Raw genomic sequence first — 17,102 nt, forward strand, 5'->3', positions numbered from 1 at the left:
GGTGCGGCCCGGAAGCCCCCGTCCCCCGTTCTGTGCACAACTGCCATGCCGGCACCGGCTGGGGAGGCGGCGCCCCTGCTGAATGCCCGGGGCCCATTAGGCCCGTGAATGCACGACGGCGGCCCGTGACTCCCCCACGGGAGGCACGGACCGCCGTCGTATGACAGGCCCGGGTGCCTACACCAGCTGGGCGCGGACCTCCCGGGTGGCGGCGACCAGGTTGCGCAGGGACTCCTCGGTCTCGGCGTAGCCGCGGGTCTTCAGGCCGCAGTCCGGGTTGACCCAGAGCTGGCGGGCGGGCACGTGGCTGACCGCCTTGCCGAGCAGTTCGGCGACCTCCGCCTGGCCGGGGACGCGGGGGCTGTGGATGTCGTACACGCCCGGGCCCACGCCGCGGCCAAAGCCGTGGCTTTCCAGGTCGTTGACAACTTCCATGCGCGAGCGGGCGGCCTCGATGGAGGTGACGTCGGCATCCAGCCCATCGATGGCGTCGATGACCACGCCGAATTCCGAGTAGCACAGGTGAGTGTGGACCTGGGTGCTGTCGGCGGCGCCCGCGGTGGCCAGGCGGAAGGCGTTCACGGACCAGTCCAGGTAGTCGGGCTGGTCGGCGCGGCGCAGCGGCAGCAGCTCGCGCAGGGCGGGCTCGTCAACCTGGATGACCTTGATGCCGGCCGCCTCGAGGTCCGCGATCTCGTCCCGCAGTGCGAGGGCCACCTGGTTGGCGGTCTCGCCCAGCGGCTGGTCGTCGCGGACAAAGCTCCAGGCCAGGATCGTGACGGGGCCGGTGAGCATGCCCTTCATGGGCTTGGCCGTCAGCGACTGCGCATAGGCGGCCCATTCCACCGTAATTGCCTTCTCGCGGGTGACGTCGCCCCACAGGATGGACGGGCGCGTGCAGCGGCTGCCGTACGACTGCACCCAGCCGTGCACCGTGACGTCGAAGCCCTCCAGGTTTTCGGCAAAGTACTGGACCATGTCGTTGCGTTCGGGTTCGCCGTGCACCAGCACGTCAAAGCCGAGCTCCTCCTGCAGGCCCACGACGCGCTTGATCTCGTCCTTCATCAGCTGCGTGTAGGTTTCGCCGGTGATGGTGCCCTTGTGGGCGCGGGCGCGGGCGCCGCGGATTTCGCCTGTCTGGGGGAAGGATCCGATGGTGGTGGTGGGCAGCGGCGGAAGTTGCAGCGATTGCAGCTGCGCCGCCTCGCGCACGGCGTAGTCGGAGCGGTTGAAGTCCGCCGTCGTCAGGGCGGCGAGCCGGGCGCGCACGGCGGGACGCTTAACGCCGGTGGCTGCGGCGCGGGAGGCGATCACGGCGGAGGCTTCGGCAATGGCGGTGGCGGCCGACGCCGGGTCCCCCACATAGGCGGCGAGCGTCACCACTTCGCCGGCCTTCTGGTCAGCGAATGCCAGCCAGCTGCGCAGTTCGGCCGAAAGCTCGGTCTCCTCCTCGACGTCATGCGGGACGTGCTGCGTGGAGGTCGAGGTGGAGACGGCCACCACAAGGCCGGCGGCCTTGAGCGCATCCAGCCTGGCTGCGGATTCAGCCAGGTCGTTGCGCCAGATGTTGTGGCCGTCCACCACGCCGGCAACCACGGTCTTGCCGGCCAGCAGGGCCAGGTCCGCAGCGGGTGGCAGGGCGCCCTTGAAGACGTCGAGGTGGATGGCCTCGACGGCGGTGGCGGCGAGCGTCGGCAGCAGTTCGCCCAGTGCGCCGTAGGGGGTGGAGACCAGGATGGCCGGGCGTTCGGGCGCCGAGGCCAGGACCTCGTAGGCCCGAACCACGGCGGCCTGGAGTTCCGCGACGGGCACGTCCTGGTCGGCAACGAGGGCCGGCTCGTCCAGCTGGATCCAGGTGGCGCCCGCTGCCGCCAGCCGCGTGAGCAGTTCGGCATACACGGGCAGCAGGTCTGCCAGGCGGGACAGCGGTGAGAAGCCGGCCGGCGCGTCGTCGGAGGCCTTGCTCAGCAGCAGGTACGTCACCGGGCCCACCAGGTAGGGCCGGGTCTCAATGCCGTTGGCCCGGGCCAGCTCAAACTGCTCCACAATGCGGTTGGATGTCACGGAGAAGGTGGTTTCCGGGCCGATTTCCGGCACCAGGTAGTGGTAGTTGGTGTCGAACCATTTGGTCATTTCCAGTGGCTGCTGTTCCTTGGTGCCGCGGGCCAGGGTGAAGTAGGCGTTGAGGTCCAGTTCGCCGGCGGCGTTGCGCAGCTCGCCGAAGCGGGCCGGGACGGCGCCGACGTGTGTGGTGGCGTCGAGCACCTGGTCGTAGAAGGAGAACGTGCCGGGGACGGCGGCGGCTTCGGTGAGGCCCAGGTCCAGGAGGCGGCGGGCGGCGCCGAGCTGGATGTCGCGGGCGGCGGCGTCCAGGGCGGCTTCATCGATCTGGCCGGTCCAGTACGCTTCGACGGCCTTTTTCAGTTCGCGGCGGCGGCCGATGCGCGGGTAGCCAAGCAGGGAGGCGGCGGGGAAGGCGGGGGTGTTGCTCATGGGAGGTTCCTTAGGGTAAATGGGTTGTCAATGCCAAGGCGGGGGTGCACAAAGGGTTTTATGCCCGCACAAGTTCAGGCTGTGCCGGCCGCCGCAGCGGCGCAGGGCGCGGCAGCTGGAGCTTGTCCAGCACGTCCAGCGCGGCGGCGTGTTCGTTGAAGGTGTACAGGTGGATGCCGGGCGCCCCGGCATCGAGTGCGGCCCGGGCCAGGTCCACCGTGGCCGCCACCCCGATCCGCCGCGCCGCGGTGGCGTCGGCGGCGCGCCCCAGCGCGTCCAGCAGCCCCGGGGCGGGCTCGACGCCGGTCAGCTCGGCCAGGCGCTTGAGGCGCCGCAGGCTGGTGAGCGGCATGACGCCGGGAATCAGGGGGATGGTGACGCCGGCCCGGCGGGCGCGGACCACCAGGTCGCGGTACTGCTCGGCGTGGAAGAACACCTGGGTGATGGCAAAGTCGGCACCGGAGCGCTGCTTGGCCAGCAGCACTTCCAGGTCGTGTTCCACGGACGGGGACTCCGGATGCTTGGCCGGGTAGGCCGCGACACCGATGGCCACGCGGCCGGCGCACAGCAGGGCGGACCGGCCCTGCTCAACGCGGCGGATCAGTTCGACCAGGTCCTGGGCGTAGCGTGGGGATCCGGCCTGCGGAATCCCGGCGGGGTCGCGGGGCAGGTCCCCGCGCAGGGCGAGGATGCCGCGCACGCCGTGGTCCAGCAGTTCGGAGATGATCCCGGCCAGCTCGGCGGCCGTGTTGCCGACGCACGTCAGGTGGGCCAGCGGCCGCAGGGTGCTTTCGGTCAGGAGCCGGTTGAGCAGTTCGACCGCGGTGTCCCGGTTGCTGCCGTTGGCCCCGTACGTGACGGAGACGTAGTCCGGCCTGGTTCCTTCAAGTTCGCGGATGGTGTCCCACAGGGACGCCGAGGCCGTTGGGTTGCGGGGTGGAAAGAGCTCGTAGGAGAGCGCGATGGGTGCACTTGCGCCAGGGGGCGCCAGTGCTGGAGGGGGTGGGGACATTTGCTGTTCCTTGGCGAGGGGTCGGCCCAACCCTGTGGTGCCTAGAACACCGGGGCAGGACGGTTTGTCGTTGAAGTGGCGGCGGAGACACGGCGCTGCACCCACGAGGGGTGCAATGCGCGGCGGTGTTCCGTCAAGCAAATGTCAGGCCCACATGGGGGCACCCACACCCTTGCTCATGCGAAGGGTCGCTGACACACGTTGAGAAAAGTACGCACTGCCAACACTATGCAGCCAAACGGCCGGCGACAAGGCGGATGCCGAATTTTTCCTGCTTTTTACCGATTGTGACCAATAATTTGGACCGTGGACCGGCCATGGCAGGCGGTGTAACCGAATTAAGTACGGATTTCAATGCCTGCGCACACTGTCGAAAGAACTTTCGCCAGGCCCTGTCCACCCCGCCGGGCCGGCGCTACTGTGGGGTCATGAAACAGTTACCAGAGTCATACCTGGCGTACCTTGAGGGCAAGGACGAGGATTTCACGGCAACCGTGCTGCCCATCCTGCGGCAGTCGGCGGCGGACCAGCTCCACGGGGTGAAGGTGGTCCAGCTGCCGCACGGCGTCCAGGCGCACCTGGATGACGCCATCCCGTTTGGGCAGGTCCGCGAGGATTCGGACTAGGAGCCTCAGCCCTTGGCGTCCAGGAGCAGCCGGGCCGCGTTGGGGCTGAAGGTCTTTTCCATGACGAGGCAGGCCGCGCCCACGGCCTCCTCGCCGGGGCACAGCTGCGTGCCGGCGATGTCGAGGGCGTGGACGTCGCTGGTCACGCTGAGCTGCTGCACGATTTCCGGCACCTGCGCCAGGTAGGTGGCGGCCAGCGGCGGCCAGAACGGCCCGCCAAAGACCACCCTTTCCACGTCCAGCAGGCTGGCCAGCACCGAGACGACGCCGGCCATGCGGCGGGCGGAGCGGGCCAGGACGCCGGCGGCACCGGCGTTGCCGTCCTGGGCGGCTGCCGCGACGGCAGCCAGGTCCGCCTGCAGTCCGGCCGGGTTCTGCGGGTCGACTGCGGGCAGCACGCCCAGCGCCCGGGCTTCGGCCACAAGCGTTTCAGGCATGCAGGTGGCCTTGACGCAGCCGCGGCGCCCGCAGTCGCATTCCGCGCCGTCCGGGTCGGTGATGATGTGGCCAATCTCGCCCACGTTGCCCGAGGAGCCGCGGACCACCTCGTCGCCCAGGATGAGCCCGGCGCCGATGCCCGTGCCGATGTAGATGTAGACGAGGCTTGCCGCGGTCCCCGTGGCCCCGGTCCACAGTTCGGCCACCACGGCGGCCGTAACATCCTTGTCCATGACGACGGGCAGCCCCGTGGCCTCCTGCAGGATGCTGCGCACCGGCACCCTCAGCCAGCCGGGCATGTGCGGCGGATCCACCACGGTGCCGCTGGCCGCGTCGATGGGGCCCGGCGTGGCCACCCCCACCCCGGCGATGCGCAGCTGGTCGACGCCGGAGCGCTCAATGATCGCCCGGATCTGCCCACCCATGGCGGCGACAGCGGCTTCGGGTGCGCTGTCAAGGTCGGTGGGCTGCTCCAGGGATTCGACCACCGTGCCGGCAGCATCCACCAGGGCGAAGCTGGTGACGGCCGGGTCGATGTGGACGCCGACGGCGAACATCCCCTTCGGGTTCAGCCGCAGGATGGTGCGGGGCTTGCCGGGGCCCGAGGCTTCCTTGCCGGCCTCCATGATCAGCCCGGCATCGAGCAGCCGGCGGCAAATGTTGGAGACGGTTTGGGCGGCGAGCCCGGCCGATCCTGCCAGCTCCACCCGGCTCAGCCCCTCCGCCGAGCGCCGGATGGAGTCCAGGATGACGGCCTGGTTGAAATCGCCCATTTTGGGCAGGTTGGTGCCGCGGCGCCGCTGCGGCGCCGTGGCCTCGGGAACACCCAACATTGACTCCTTGAGAATGACGGAACGGGTTGGCGGCGAGGCCCCAACTCCCTCCGCTGAAACACTACCTCCTCGCATGAAGGCTGTGCTGCACGCCACGGCCCGGGGTCCTCAGCCCCGGGATCCCCAGCCGGCCACGGAGCGCGCCACCGTGAACTTGCTGTTGCGCCCCATCACCTCCGTGGCACCCACGCGGCCCTGCAGCTGGGGGCGGTAGTCAAGGTGCCGGTTGTACACGGTCCACAGCTCGCCGCCGGGCGCCAGGACCCGGCCCGCCGCGTCAAAGAGCTTCAGTGCGATCCCGGCATGGACGGTGGCACCGACGTGGAACGGCGGGTTGAGCACCACCAGCTCCGCCGAACCGGCCGGGAAGCGTGCCAGGGCATCGTCGCGGACCACCGTGACCTGCGCCCCCAGCCCGTTGGCCGCTGCCGTGGCCGCTGCAGAGGCCACGGCAGCGGCCGACTGGTCCGTTGCCCAGACCTGCAACCCGGGGCGCGCCGTCGCCAAGGCCGCGGCGATGGTGCCGTTGCCGCAGCCAAGGTCGACGGCGGTGGCGGCGGGGCGCATCCGGGGCAGGAAGTCGAGCAGGAAGCGGGTGCCCAGGTCGAGTTTGGTGCCGCCGAACGTTGCCCCGTGGGCGCACAGCCACAGGCCCAGGTGAGCGTTGAACTCCTTGCGCGGAAAGTCCGGTGCCGGCACCCCCTCCCGCGGCCCGTCCACCATGAGCAGGCGGGACTTGTGCCAGGCCCGGCCGGGCACTACGTGGTGGAAGTGGCTGCCCAGGACCTCGTTCATGGCAAGGGTCATGTGCTTGACGCGTCCGCCCGCCACCACCTGCACGCCCGGTGCGGCGTGGGTGCGGATCAGTGCCGCCGTCTCGGCCAGCTCGTCCAGGCTCCGCGGCAGCTGCCACAGGACCACCGTGGCTCCGGAAAACAGGCCGGGCACCAGCGGCATGGACACGTGGCGGCCTCCGAGCCCCAGCCGTTCGGCGTTGTTGGCCGCTGCCAGCTCACCGGACAGCGCATCCTGGTGGACACGGATGCCGGCCAGGCCGTGCCGGGCCGCCGCGCCCAGGGCCAGCGCACCGTAACGGTCGCCCACAACGGCCAGGGAACCGCCGTCGTGTGTGCCGGCGAGTGCCGCCAGGCGGTCCGCGGCCCCGGCCAGGATCAACTCATCCGTGGCGTCGTGCGCGTAAAGGTTGGGGGCCTCAATGTCCGGAAAGCGCCGCAATGCGGGGAAATCAAAGCTCGCGGTGGCCGGTCCGCCCGGGCCGGGATCCTGCATGCTGCTCATGGTGCCCCTTCACAATGGCCCCGGCGCCGGGGCCCGCACCAAGTTTAGCCGCGCCGCCCGCCCGGCCCCGTGTGACAAAGTCGACATGTGCAATACATCACATCCGTCCTAGAATCAAATCAGTCACTCAAGCACTCAAGTCAACAGCGATGTCGCCGTCAAAGACGACTTAAGGGGTTACCATGAGCGAAATCACGCCACTGCGAAACACCGTACGCAACGGCAGCGGGCTCAAGCGTGTGGGCGGTTTGTGGGGCGAATGCCTGGCCGAGTTTCTTGGCACCTTCGTCCTGATACTTTTTGGCGACGGTGTGGTCGCCATGGCCGTGGCCGCACTGCCTGGCAGCGGGCGCACCGCCGGCGCCAACATCTTCTTCCAAGGCGCCGGAGACTGGCTGCTGATCACCTGGGGCTGGGCCCTGGCCGTGACCATGGGCGTTTATGTGGCCGGCGGCGTGAGCGGGGCCCACATCAACCCTGCCGTCACGCTGGCCTTCGCCGTTCGGCGGAAATTCGCCTGGAACAAGGTCATTCCCTACATCGTCTCCCAGGTGGTGGGCGCGTTTGCCGCCGCCGCGTTGCTGTACCTGGTGTACTACAACGCCATCGACGCGTTTAACAAGGCCCTTGGGGACCAGCCCAGGGACTCCGGAAAGGGCTTCATCACCTTCTCCATCTTCGCCACCTTCCCGGCACCCTACTTCAACGGCAACCTCACCATCCCGTTCATCGACCAGGTGGTCGGCACCGCCCTGCTGGTGATCCTCGTCGTGGCCATCGTTGACGCCCGGAACGCAGCCGTCAAGGCCAGCATGGCGCCGCTCATGATCGGCCTGGCCGTGGCGGCCATCGGCATGTCCTTTGGTGCCAACGCCGGATACGCCATCAACCCGGCCCGTGATTTTGGGCCGCGGCTGTTCGCCTGGATGGCCGGCTGGGGCGACGTGGCCCTGCCGGGGACGGCAAGCGGCATTCCCGGTGCGTACAGCTGGTACTTCTGGGTGCCGATAGTCGGCCCGCTCGTGGGCGGCGTGGTCGGCGTCATCCTCTACGACTGGTTCATTGGCGACATCCTGCACGCCCGCCGGGCGCTGGCCGAAGCCCCGGAGACCGGACGCAACCCCGAGACGGGCCGCTCCACCGACACCGGGGGCACCGCCGAAGAGGACTGACGCCCGGAGCTACAGGGCGTCCACGTACAGCCACTGCCTGCCGATCCGCACAAAACGGCTGGTTTCCAGGAGGCTGTCCCGGGCGCCCCCGGCGCGGAAGTGCGCCCGGAACGCAACAATGCCGTCGTGGTCCAGGGGGCCGCCGCGGACGGTGTCAAGGATGTCCAGCCGGTACCACTGCTGGCCCGGGTCCAGGCCCACGCTCCCCGGGCGGGTGTCCGGGTGCCAGGTGCGCAGCAGGTACGCTGCGTTGCCGGTGGCAAAGGCCGTATAGCGTGAGCGCATGAGGGCCCCGGCCGTGGGGGCAAACCGTGTGCCGGCCGGCGCGTCAAGGAACCTTCCACAACACGCCTCAAGCGTGTCGCCGCTGTTGCAGGGGCACCTCACGGCAGGCACCGGGCGGGGGGAACCTGCTGGGGAAGGAAGCCGCTGGTTGGGGTGCCGGGGGCCGGCCGGGGCGCAAGTGCACATGGCCACCATTCTTCCATTGTTTGAATGCGCGCCCCGGCGGGCGGCGCTACGGCTTGCAGCGATGCCGGTGACGGCACCCGGTGCGCGGCAGACAAAAAAGTCCGCATGCCGGGGACAGCATGCGGACTTCCTTGATTTGGTGGAGCTGAGGGGACTCGAACCCCTGACCCCCTGCATGCCATGCAGGTGCGCTACCAGCTGCGCCACAGCCCCAAACATTGGATATTCAATTGCAAACCACCCCGGATTCCGTGGTGTGTTTGGTGGAGCTGAGGGGACTCGAACCCCTGACCCCCTGCATGCCATGCAGGTGCGCTACCAGCTGCGCCACAGCCCCAAACACTTGCTTTTTCCTTGACCTTTCGGTCTTGGCCGAAGCAACTTGTCTATCCTAGAACACGTTTCTTCAGGTTGCCAAATCGGGCCGCAATCCCCCGGAACCCCTCCGGTTTTGGCCCGTCATGGAGCTAATCCTCGACGGGTTCGGCCAGGTCTTCGGGCGCCTCGAACGGCTGGGGCAGGGTGCCCACGTTGTGTTCAGTCAGGCGCCAGTGCCATTCGCTGGCCCCGGCCAGCGACGGCTGGGACTGCTCCACCACGGACCAATGGCAGTTGGACAGCCCCGAGAGGGTGCGCCACAGTTCCTCGGGCAGTCCCAGCAACTTGGCCAGGCCCACGCGGGTGGCCCCGCCGTGCGTGGCCACCACCAGGGTGCCGCCTTCGGGCATGGCGTCAATCCCGTCCAGGATGGCCGCCACCATGCGCCCGGCCACCTCCCGCCTGGTCTCGCCGCCGCCCGCGCGCACGTTGGGTTCATCGAGCTGCCAGAGCTTGATCTCCGCCGGATAGGCCCGCTCAATCTCCTCGAAGGCGAGCCCCTCCCAGCGTCCGCCGTACGTTTCACGCAGGCGCGCGTCCACCGTGATGGCTTCCCCGGTCAGCGACGCAAGGGCCTGCGCCGTGGCGAAGGCCCGGGACAGGTCGGAGGAGACAATCCTTACCGCGCCCGGGCCGGGCAGGGCGGCCAGCTTGCCGGCCAGCAAGGCCGCGGAGCGCTCTGCCTGGCCGGCGCCCACCTCGTCAAGGGGGATGTCGCTCTGGCCCTGAAAACGCCGCGCCGCATTCCAGCTGGTGCGCCCGTGCCGCCAAAAGATCACCCTGCGGCGTGGGCCGGCGGGCTGAAGGACGGATTGTGCCGGTGTCCGCAGGGCAGGCTCCTGCCCCGGTGCGGCGGCGGGCTCCGGTACGGCGGACGCCCCAGGTTCGGTGTTGATGGGAACTACCCGGCGTCCACACCCTGGGCGGCGTCCTGCTTGACCGAGGGATCGGACTCGGGCAGTTGCAGGTCCACCACGGGGCAGTCGGCGTAGAGGCGCTCCAGGGCGTAGAAGATCCTGTCTTCCTCATGCTGGACGTGCACCACGATGTCGGCGTAGTCCAGCAGCACCCAGCGTCCCCCCGAGCGGCCTTCGCGGCGTACGGGGCGCAAGTCAAACTTGTGCAGCTCGTCCTCGATGCCGTCCACGATGGCGTTGACCTGGCGTTCGGTGGGGGCGGAGGCGATGAAGAAGATGTCCGTAATGGCCAGCCGGTCGCTCACATCCAGGGCGATGAGGTCCTGGGCGAGCTTGTCCGACGCCGCCCGCGCTGCTGCCCGGGCCACCTCGATCGAGTGTTGTGTTGCGGTCACTAAATTGTCCTTTGGTCGGTCCGGCGCTAGTGTGCCAGCGCGGTGATGAACATGACGGCACCGACAACCAGTGCCGCACCGCCAAGAATGATGCTGCCCCATTGGATGAGCAGGTTGCGCTGGGTGCGTCCCAGGCCGGCGGTGACGGCGTCCAGCGGCTCCAGCCCGTGGGCGTAGTCGGCGGGCATGGGGGGCATCTGTGTCCGGGTCACGGCAGCCGCCTGCACCGCCGCCCCTGGACGGACGACGCCGGCCATCGCCTCCGCACGCTGAAGCGTGCCGCTGCGCCCTCCCGTGAGCGGGCGGCTGCCCGGCCCCGGCCGGTGCACGGACCGGGCGGCCAGGGCAGCGTCAAAACGCTCCGCGTTGGGGTCCGGCGCTTGGTTTGTTGTGCCTGCGGCAGGCTTACCCGCGGCCGCCTTGCCGGCTGCCTGCTTGCCGGCCTGGGGCCTGCGGGACGGTGCCAGCCTGGGCGTGGAACGGGTGACGATGGGCACGTGGGTGGTCGACGGCGGGCGCATGACGGGCCTGTCTGCCCCTGGCACCTCGACAAACTCGATGGGTGTGACCATGGCCAAGTTGTTGGTGGCCGTGGGGTCGGCCGGCTCGCGCCGGGACTTTGCGCTCTCCTGCGCCAGCCGTTCGCGGGCTTGGGCGCGCTGGTCCAGGATGGCGGCACGGTCCGACTGTGCCCGCTGTTCGGCCAACAGACGCAGTTCCTCGGTGCTCGGCGCCTGGCCGGAGGGTGTCCGGGGACCTACGGAGACCGAGGGGTAGGGCATTCCCGGCACGGGCCGGGCCGGGCGCTGGGCCGGGACCGAACCGGTGGCGGGATTCTGCCGGGCCGGGAGGGCACCCGTGTCCGGGCGCTGGGCCGGCGGGCGGCCCGCCGTGGGGGCGGCGCCCCGCGTCCCGGCGGCGGGCGCCGGCGAGTCCGGGGCGGCGGCGGAGGCCCTGCGGCCCATGCGGGCGCGGTGCGGCGCCTCGTTCCCGGGGGCTGCGGCGTCAGGGGCTGCTGTTCCGGCTCCCGGGGCGGCCTTGGCGGCGGGCGCACCGGCGGGCTTGCCCACGGTCCCCGGGGCAGGCTTGCCGCCAGGCTTGGGGGCGGCGGTGGCTGCGGGCCGGGCAGGTCCTGCCGGCCCGGCTGCGGGTGCGGTGGGCGGCACGGCCTTGGCCTGCGCGGGCGCTTTGGCGGGCTGGACGACGGGGGTGATGCTGGTGACCGGCGCGCGCTCGGCGTCGAGCTGGGCCTGGCGCAGGGCGCGGCGTGAGGGAAGCGGATTCTGCTGCGCCGGCGCCGCGTCCACGAGCTCCTTGTAGGCCCGCAGGGCCGCCCGGTCACGGGCGCGGGTCTGGGACTGGCGTTCGCGCGGGGCGGGTGCGGCACCGCGGTTGGCGGGGGTGGCCTGCGCAGCACTTGGTGCGGGTCCCCCGGCCGCGGGCGTCCCCTTCGCTCCCGCATCAACAGGCGCACCGGGTTGGGTACGCCGGCCGCGGCGCTCCACATCGGCGGTCGAGGGGGCAGCCACAATGGGCACCGGGGCCTTCCCCGGTGCGCCCTGCGTTTGCGCCACGTTCGCCTCCCGCAGTTGCCTGCGGCTGCGAACCGGCTCCTGATCCTTGCTCATCACTTACTCATTCAGTACTAGAAGTCACCGGCAGGGCCCTTGCGCCCGTATCGCTGTCCGGCTGGACGTACAGCCCGTATTTGGCAATGTATTGCACCACCCCGTCCGGCACCAGGTACCAGACCGGATTGTGTTCCTTGACCCTGGTGCGGCAGTCCGTGGACGAGATGGCCATGGCGGGCACTTCCAACAAACTTACGTCGGACCTGCCCATGTCGTCGAGTACGTGACCCGGCCGGGTCACGCCGACGAAGTGTGCCAGGTTCCACAATTCCTCGTTGTCCTTCCATGACATGATCTGCGCCATGGCGTCCGCACCGGTGATGAAGAACAGGTCCGCCTGCGGGCGCATCCGCTTCAGGTCGCGCAGCGTGTCAATGGTGAAGGTGGGCCCCGGCCGGTCAATGTCAACCCGGCTGACGGTGAACTGGGGGTTTGCGGCGGTGGCAATCACCGTCATCAGGTAGCGGTGTTCGGCCGCACTGACCTTTCGCTTCGCCTTCTGCCACGGCTCCCCCGTGGGCACAAAAATTACTTCGTCCAGCTTGAAGACGCTCGCAACCTCGCTGGCTGCGACAAGGTGTCCATGGTGGATTGGATCAAACGTGCCACCCATGACTCCAACCCGGAGACGGCCGCCGCTGCCCCCTGCAGGGGGCAGCGTGCGCGGGTCCTCAGTGATCGGAGGACACCTGGCCCTCGTGGTGCATGTGCTTGTTGGTGTGCTGCTTGTGGGGGTTGTCCGCAGCCTCAACGGGCTCATGGCGGTTTCCGAGGTTCATGAAGGAAACACAGATGAACATCAGCACCAGCAGGATGGCCAGAACGGTCCCGCCGATCACATACGGAGGCGCAATCAACGGCCACGGCTCTTCATGTGCGGCTGCTTCGGCAAGGACGACGCCGGCAAGCTGGGTCAGCATTATTTCTCCCCTAGGGTTGGTGGCCGGATGCCCTTGAAAAGTGCACCCTGCCGTTCGTTGCGTGGATTCCCTCTAATGGTACGTGGTATCCGCTGCCGCTGCCGCACCGGCCACGCTGTCCGGGCCGATTTCCCGGTTCCGGGACCCCGTTGTCAGCCGCGGACCTGCCCCTCGCCCTGGACAATCCATTTGGTCGTGGTCAGTTCGCTGAGCCCCATCGGGCCCCGTGCGTGGAGCTTCTGGGTGGAAATCCCCACCTCGGCGCCGAGTCCCAGCTCCCCGCCGTCGGTGAAGCGGGTGCTGGCGTTGACAATGACGGCGGCCGAGTCAATCTCGGCAATGAACGTCTCGGCGTTGGCGAGGTCGTTGGTGAGGATGGCCTCGGTGTGCCCCGTGCTCCATTGGCGGATGTGCGCGACGGCCTCCGGCAGCGAGTCCACCATCTTGACGGCCAGGTCAAGGTCCATGTACTCGGTGGCCCAGTCCTCGTCGGTGGCCGGGAAGCTGGTTGCCCCGGCGGGGACCAGCGGGGCGATGCGCCCGTCCACGTGGAGGCGCACCCCGGCGTCGGACAGGGCCTTCAGGACGGCCGGGGCCACGGTGGAGTCCTTGTGGACCAACAGCGTCTCGACGGTGTTGCAGACGCTGGGGCGCTGGGTCTTGGCGTTGAGGAGGATGTTCACGCACATTTCCTCCTTGGCGCTGGCGTCGATGAAGATGTGCACATTGCCTTCGCCGGTTTCAATGACCGGAACGGCAGAGTTCCGCACAACGGTCTGGATGAGCTCGCGCCCGCCGCGGGGAATGAGCACGTCCACCTGGCCGCGGGCCTTCATGAGCAGGTTGGCACCCTCACGGCCGTACTTGTCAACGGACTGGACGGCGTCGGCCGGCAGCTTGACGGAGTCGAGGGCGTCGCGGAGGATGTCCAGCAGCGCTTCATTGGTGTGCGCCGCGGCGGTGCCGCCGCGCAGGATCACGGCGTTGCCGCTCTTGAGGGCCAGCCCGGCGATGTCCACGGTGACGTTGGGCCGGGCCTCGTAGATGGCGGCCACCACGCCCATCGGGACATTGACCTGGCGCATGCGCAGGCCGTTGGGCAGGGTCTGGCCGCGGACCACGTTCCCCACGGGGTCCGGCAGGGTGGCGAGGTTTTCCAGGGCCGCTGCGAGCCCTTCGATGCGCTGGGGGGTCAGTGACAGCCTGTCGAGCATGGCGGCGGAGGTCCCGTTGGCACGCCCGGCGGCCACGTCCTTGGCGTTGGCGGCCAGGATGTTGTCCTGGTTTTCCAGCAGGGCCGCGGCAATGGCGCGCAGCCCCCTGTCCTTCCAGGCGCGGTTGGCTCCGGCCATGCGTCGCGAGGCGCGGCGTGCCCGTTCGGTGATGCCGCGCACCTCGGCGGCGGCCGCCGACGCGTTCCCGTCCGAGGCGTCCGTCATCTGTTCAACAATCTGCTCGCTCATGCCACCAGTCTAGGGCACGGCGGCATACGTTACGCGGCCCGCTCCACAGGCGGCCGGCCGGCCCCCATGGGGAAGGCAAGCAGCGGGCCATCCGGCGGGGTGCTCAGGCGTGGACCTGGACGAGGTCGTCCACGTGGACCACCTCGCGTTCGTACTCCCGGCCCAGTTCCCTGGCCAGCGACTTCGTGGAGCGGCCCAGCATCTGTGGCAGGTCCGCGCTCTGGTAGTTGACCAGGCCGTGGGCCACCACGGTGCCGGCCGAGTCGGCGAGCTCCACGGCGTCGCCGGCCTCAAAGTCGCCGCTGACGGCGGTGATGCCGGCGGGCAGGAGCGATTTGTGCCGTTCGCACACGGCACGGACGGCGCCGTCGTCAAGCACCAGGCGCCCGCGGATGTCGGCGAGGTGGGCCAGCCACAGCAGCCGGACGGGGCGCTTGCTGCCGTTGATGCTGAACCAGGTGCCGACGTCGTCCCCGGCCAGGGCGGCGGCGGCGTTTTCGGTGGACGTGACGAGGGCCGGGATGCCGGTCTCTGCGGCGATCAGGGCGGCCTGGACCTTGGTGGCCATGCCGCCGGTGCCCACGCCTGCCTTGCCGGCGCTGCCGATGACAATGCCTTCGAGGTCTTCGGGCGAATCCACGTGGCTGATGCGCCGGGCGCCGTCGGCGGGCGGGCCGTCGTACAGGGAGTCGACGTCGGAGAGCAGCACGAGGGCGTCGGCCTTGACCAGGTGGGCCACCAGCGCGGCCAGGCGGTCGTTGTCGCCGAAACGGATTTCGTGGGTCGCCACGGTGTCGTTTTCGTTCACCACGGGCACCACCCCAAGGTGGAGCAGGCGTTCCAGGGCACGGTGGGCGTTGACGTACTGGCTGCGCCGGGTGAGGTCCTCGGAGGTCAGCAGCACCTGGGAGACCGTGACGCCGTGGCTGATGAAGGCCCGGTTGTAGTGGGCCATGAGCAGGCCCTGGCCCACGCTGGCCGCCGCCTGCTGCGTGGCCAGGTCCTTGGGGCGCCGCGAGAGGCCCAGCGGCAGCAGCCCGGCGGCGATGGCGCCGGAGGAGACCAGGATGACCTCGGTGCCCTCCAGGCGACGGCGCGCCAGCACGTCGACCAGGTTTTTCAGCGCCACCTCGGAGATGCCGCCGGCCACGGACGTGAGCGACGAGGAACCCACCTTGACCACAATCCTTGCCGCGGAGGCGATCGCCCGGCGGGTGCCGGCGTTGGCCCGTGCGGCCAGCCCGCTAGAGCTCATCGTCGTCCGATGCACCGCCGTTGGCGTCAAGGTCGGATTGGATGACGGCGTCCCTGGCGTGCTTGCGGTTGGTCGATTCGGTCCAGATGCCGGCCTTGCGCTCGGCTTCGAGCTCGGCACGGGCGGCGGCCTTGGCGTCGCGGCGTTCCTGCTGCTCTTCACGCTTTTGGGCGCGGGTGGGCCGGTCGCCCAGGTCCAGCAGGCGCAGGTCGGTGCCGCGGGGCGCGGCCAGGTGCTCGGCACCTCCCATCATGGTCGGTTCCCAGTCAAAGATCATGCCGTCGTCCTCGCCGATGACCACGGTGTCACCGGGCGTGGCACCGGCCTTGAACAGGCCTGTTTCCACCCCTGCCTTGGCCAGGCGGTCGGCGAGGTAGCCGATGGCCTCCTCATTTTGGAAGTCGGTCTGGCGGACCCAGCGTTCGGGCTTTTCGCCGATGACCCGGAACAGCGGCTCCAGGTTCTTTTCTTCACGGCGGATCGTGAACGGGGTGGCGTTCACGGCGCGCGGCCGCAGCACCACGGGGGCGGCCTTGACGGGGGCGGCGGCCACGGCGTCGCGGGCTTCCTGGACAATCTCGGCCATGGCAAAGCCGAGCTGGCGCAGGCCCTCGTGGCTGGCCGCGGACACCTCGAACACGCGGTATCCGCGGGCTTCCAGGTCGCCCTTGACGAACTCGGCCATGTCGCGCCCGTCCGGGGCGTCCACCTTGTTCAACGCCACCAGGCGCGGCCTGGCGTTCAGTGGCACCACCTCGCCGTCGGGGCCGGCAAAGCCCATGTCCACGGCGTAGCGGTCAAGTTCCGCCTCGATGACGGCCAGGTCGGAGATGGGGTCGCGGTCCGGTTCCAGCGCGGCACAGTCCAGGACATGGACCAGGGCGGCGCAGCGTTCCACGTGGCGCAGGAAGTTGTGGCCCAGGCCCTTGCCTTCGCTGGCGCCCTCGATCAGCCCCGGGACGTCGGCGATGGTGAAGCGGACGTCACCGGACTGGACCACGCCGAGGTTGGGCACCAAGGTGGTGAAGGGGTAGTCGGCAATCTTGGGCCGTGCGGCGGACATGGCGGCGATCAGGCTGGACTTTCCGGCCGAGGGAAAGCCGACCAGGGCGATGTCGGCGATGGACTTCAGTTCCAGGACGATGTCCCGCTGGTCCCCCTCCACGCCGAGCAGGGCGAAGCCGGGGGCCTTGCGCTTCTGGGAGGACAGGGCCGCATTGCCCAGCCCGCCCTGCCCGCCGGCCGCGGCAATGTACTCGGTGCCGACGCCCACGAGGTCGGCCAGGACCGTTCCGGCCTTGTCCTTGACCACGGTGCCGTCCGGCACGTCGAGGACGAGGGTCTCGCCAATCCTGCCGTCGCGCCAATCGCCCATGCCCGGGCCCCCGTTGCCGGCATTGCGGTGGGGGGCGTGGTGGTAGTCCAGCAGGGTGGTGGTCTGGGCGCTCACGCGCAGGATGACGTCCCCGCCGTCCCCGCCCTTGCCGCCGTCGGGCCCGCCCAGCGGCTTGAACTTCTCGCGTTTGACAGAAACGCAGCCATGGCCGCCTGTCCCGCCGGATACATGCAAAACAACCCGGTCAACAAAGCTGGCCAATGGGATCTCCTTGATTAGTACTGCCGTTGCGCAGTTACATTCTAGTCTGCGCCTCTTTGGCGGCGCCGACGCCGGCAGGCCGCGTTGGGCGCTGGCTGCCACACGCGCCAGGCAGCGTGTCACACGCTGCCTGTTAAAAACTCTGCCTGTTAAAAAGCTGCCTGTTAAAAACACAGTGGAGCGGGGCGGCCGGCCCGCGCCC

Annotated in this window: 15 protein-coding genes and 2 tRNA genes; 2 read left to right on the plus strand and 15 right to left on the minus strand. The window is 69.5% G+C overall.

The genetic code is table 11. The annotated features are described in order from the left end of the window. Nucleotides 1–177: 177 nt before the first annotated feature. Complete coding sequence (metE, locus tag G6035_RS15255) at nucleotides 178–2,493, minus strand: 5-methyltetrahydropteroyltriglutamate--homocysteine S-methyltransferase (RefSeq protein WP_176617955.1); 2,316 nt, start codon at nucleotides 2,491–2,493, stop codon at nucleotides 178–180. 58 nt (nucleotides 2,494–2,551) lie between these two features. Beyond that, the gene (locus tag G6035_RS15260; RefSeq protein WP_176617956.1) at nucleotides 2,552–3,505 is read right to left on the minus strand and encodes a methylenetetrahydrofolate reductase; all 954 of its coding nucleotides are present in this window, start codon (nucleotides 3,503–3,505) and stop codon (nucleotides 2,552–2,554) included. A gap of 428 nt (nucleotides 3,506–3,933) precedes the next feature. On the opposite strand from G6035_RS15260, the gene G6035_RS15265 reads away from it, so the two are divergent. Beyond that, the gene (locus G6035_RS15265; RefSeq protein WP_176617957.1) at nucleotides 3,934–4,131 is read left to right on the plus strand and encodes a hypothetical protein; all 198 of its coding nucleotides are present in this window, start codon (nucleotides 3,934–3,936) and stop codon (nucleotides 4,129–4,131) included. A 5-nt stretch (nucleotides 4,132–4,136) separates the two neighbouring features. Here G6035_RS15265 and G6035_RS15270 read toward each other — a convergent pair whose 3' ends face one another. Beyond that, complete coding sequence (locus G6035_RS15270) at nucleotides 4,137–5,402, minus strand: ROK family transcriptional regulator (protein WP_256128032.1); 1,266 nt, start codon at nucleotides 5,400–5,402, stop codon at nucleotides 4,137–4,139. 108 nt (nucleotides 5,403–5,510) lie between these two features. Further along, nucleotides 5,511–6,701 (minus strand): class I SAM-dependent methyltransferase, encoded by a 1,191-nt coding sequence (locus tag G6035_RS15275; RefSeq protein WP_371131030.1) that lies wholly within the window; start codon nucleotides 6,699–6,701, stop codon nucleotides 5,511–5,513. Between the two features lie 182 nt (nucleotides 6,702–6,883). Between G6035_RS15275 and G6035_RS15280 the strand changes: the two genes are divergently transcribed. Continuing rightward, complete coding sequence (locus tag G6035_RS15280; RefSeq protein ID WP_176617958.1) at nucleotides 6,884–7,873, plus strand: MIP/aquaporin family protein; 990 nt, start codon at nucleotides 6,884–6,886, stop codon at nucleotides 7,871–7,873. Between the two features lie 9 nt (nucleotides 7,874–7,882). Here the strand turns inward: G6035_RS15280 and G6035_RS20230 are convergent, their stop codons facing one another. The 11 genes from G6035_RS20230 to obgE all read right to left on the minus strand — a co-directional run bounded on the left by G6035_RS20230 (nucleotide 7,883) and on the right by obgE (nucleotide 16,900). Then, a complete protein-coding gene (locus G6035_RS20230) occupies nucleotides 7,883–8,521 on the minus strand; it encodes a YchJ family protein (protein WP_371131032.1) in 639 nt (212 codons plus the stop codon). Further along, a tRNA-Ala gene (locus G6035_RS15290) sits at nucleotides 8,482–8,557 on the minus strand. Before G6035_RS15290 ends, G6035_RS20230 begins: the two co-directional genes overlap by 40 nt. A 48-nt stretch (nucleotides 8,558–8,605) precedes the next feature. Next, a tRNA-Ala gene (locus G6035_RS15295) sits at nucleotides 8,606–8,681 on the minus strand. Nucleotides 8,682–8,811: 130 nt separating this feature from the next. Further along, nucleotides 8,812–9,501, minus strand: coding sequence for a histidine phosphatase family protein (locus G6035_RS15300; RefSeq protein WP_371131031.1), 690 nt, complete (start codon nucleotides 9,499–9,501; stop codon nucleotides 8,812–8,814). Between the two features lie 122 nt (nucleotides 9,502–9,623). After that, nucleotides 9,624–10,034: a ribosome silencing factor gene (rsfS, locus tag G6035_RS15305; protein WP_176617960.1), complete on the minus strand. Its 411-nt coding sequence runs from the start codon at nucleotides 10,032–10,034 to the stop codon at nucleotides 9,624–9,626. A gap of 26 nt (nucleotides 10,035–10,060) precedes the next feature. Then, the gene (locus G6035_RS20415) at nucleotides 10,061–11,662 is read right to left on the minus strand and encodes a hypothetical protein (RefSeq protein ID WP_176617961.1); all 1,602 of its coding nucleotides are present in this window, start codon (nucleotides 11,660–11,662) and stop codon (nucleotides 10,061–10,063) included. A 7-nt stretch (nucleotides 11,663–11,669) separates the two neighbouring features. Continuing rightward, nucleotides 11,670–12,323, minus strand: coding sequence for a nicotinate-nucleotide adenylyltransferase (nadD, locus tag G6035_RS15315; protein WP_256128038.1), 654 nt, complete (start codon nucleotides 12,321–12,323; stop codon nucleotides 11,670–11,672). A 13-nt stretch (nucleotides 12,324–12,336) separates the two neighbouring features. Next, nucleotides 12,337–12,585, minus strand: coding sequence for a hypothetical protein (locus G6035_RS15320; protein WP_176617963.1), 249 nt, complete (start codon nucleotides 12,583–12,585; stop codon nucleotides 12,337–12,339). Between the two features lie 152 nt (nucleotides 12,586–12,737). Continuing rightward, nucleotides 12,738–14,024: a glutamate-5-semialdehyde dehydrogenase gene (locus tag G6035_RS15325; RefSeq protein ID WP_256128039.1), complete on the minus strand. Its 1,287-nt coding sequence runs from the start codon at nucleotides 14,022–14,024 to the stop codon at nucleotides 12,738–12,740. Nucleotides 14,025–14,151: 127 nt separating this feature from the next. After that, nucleotides 14,152–15,303, minus strand: coding sequence for a glutamate 5-kinase (proB, locus tag G6035_RS15330; RefSeq protein WP_176617965.1), 1,152 nt, complete (start codon nucleotides 15,301–15,303; stop codon nucleotides 14,152–14,154). Continuing rightward, complete coding sequence (obgE, locus tag G6035_RS15335; protein ID WP_176617966.1) at nucleotides 15,293–16,900, minus strand: GTPase ObgE; 1,608 nt, start codon at nucleotides 16,898–16,900, stop codon at nucleotides 15,293–15,295. Before obgE ends, proB begins: the two co-directional genes overlap by 11 nt. Nucleotides 16,901–17,102: the final 202 nt, after the last annotated feature.

Origin of the sequence: Arthrobacter sp. SDTb3-6 (genome assembly GCF_013376095.1) — a bacterium.
Taxonomy (GTDB): domain Bacteria; phylum Actinomycetota; class Actinomycetes; order Actinomycetales; family Micrococcaceae; genus Specibacter.

Coding starts and splice junctions, on each gene's coding strand:
- metE (WP_176617955.1), bottom strand. CDS start 2,493: ATGAGCAACACCCCCGCCTTCCCCGCCGCCTCCCTGCTTGGCTACCCG.
- G6035_RS15270 (WP_256128032.1), bottom strand. CDS start 5,402: ATGTTGGGTGTTCCCGAGGCCACGGCGCCGCAGCGGCGCCGCGGCACC.
- G6035_RS20415 (WP_176617961.1), bottom strand. CDS start 11,662: ATGAGCAAGGATCAGGAGCCGGTTCGCAGCCGCAGGCAACTGCGGGAG.
- proB (WP_176617965.1), bottom strand. CDS start 15,303: ATGAGCTCTAGCGGGCTGGCCGCACGGGCCAACGCCGGCACCCGCCGG.
- G6035_RS15320 (WP_176617963.1), bottom strand. CDS start 12,585: ATGCTGACCCAGCTTGCCGGCGTCGTCCTTGCCGAAGCAGCCGCACAT.
- G6035_RS15260 (WP_176617956.1), bottom strand. CDS start 3,505: ATGTCCCCACCCCCTCCAGCACTGGCGCCCCCTGGCGCAAGTGCACCC.
- G6035_RS15280 (WP_176617958.1), top strand. CDS start 6,884: ATGAGCGAAATCACGCCACTGCGAAACACCGTACGCAACGGCAGCGGG.
- G6035_RS20230 (WP_371131032.1), bottom strand. CDS start 8,521: ATGCAGGGGGTCAGGGGTTCGAGTCCCCTCAGCTCCACCAAATCAAGG.
- G6035_RS15325 (WP_256128039.1), bottom strand. CDS start 14,024: ATGACGGACGCCTCGGACGGGAACGCGTCGGCGGCCGCCGCCGAGGTG.
- G6035_RS15265 (WP_176617957.1), top strand. CDS start 3,934: ATGAAACAGTTACCAGAGTCATACCTGGCGTACCTTGAGGGCAAGGAC.
- G6035_RS15275 (WP_371131030.1), bottom strand. CDS start 6,701: ATGAGCAGCATGCAGGATCCCGGCCCGGGCGGACCGGCCACCGCGAGC.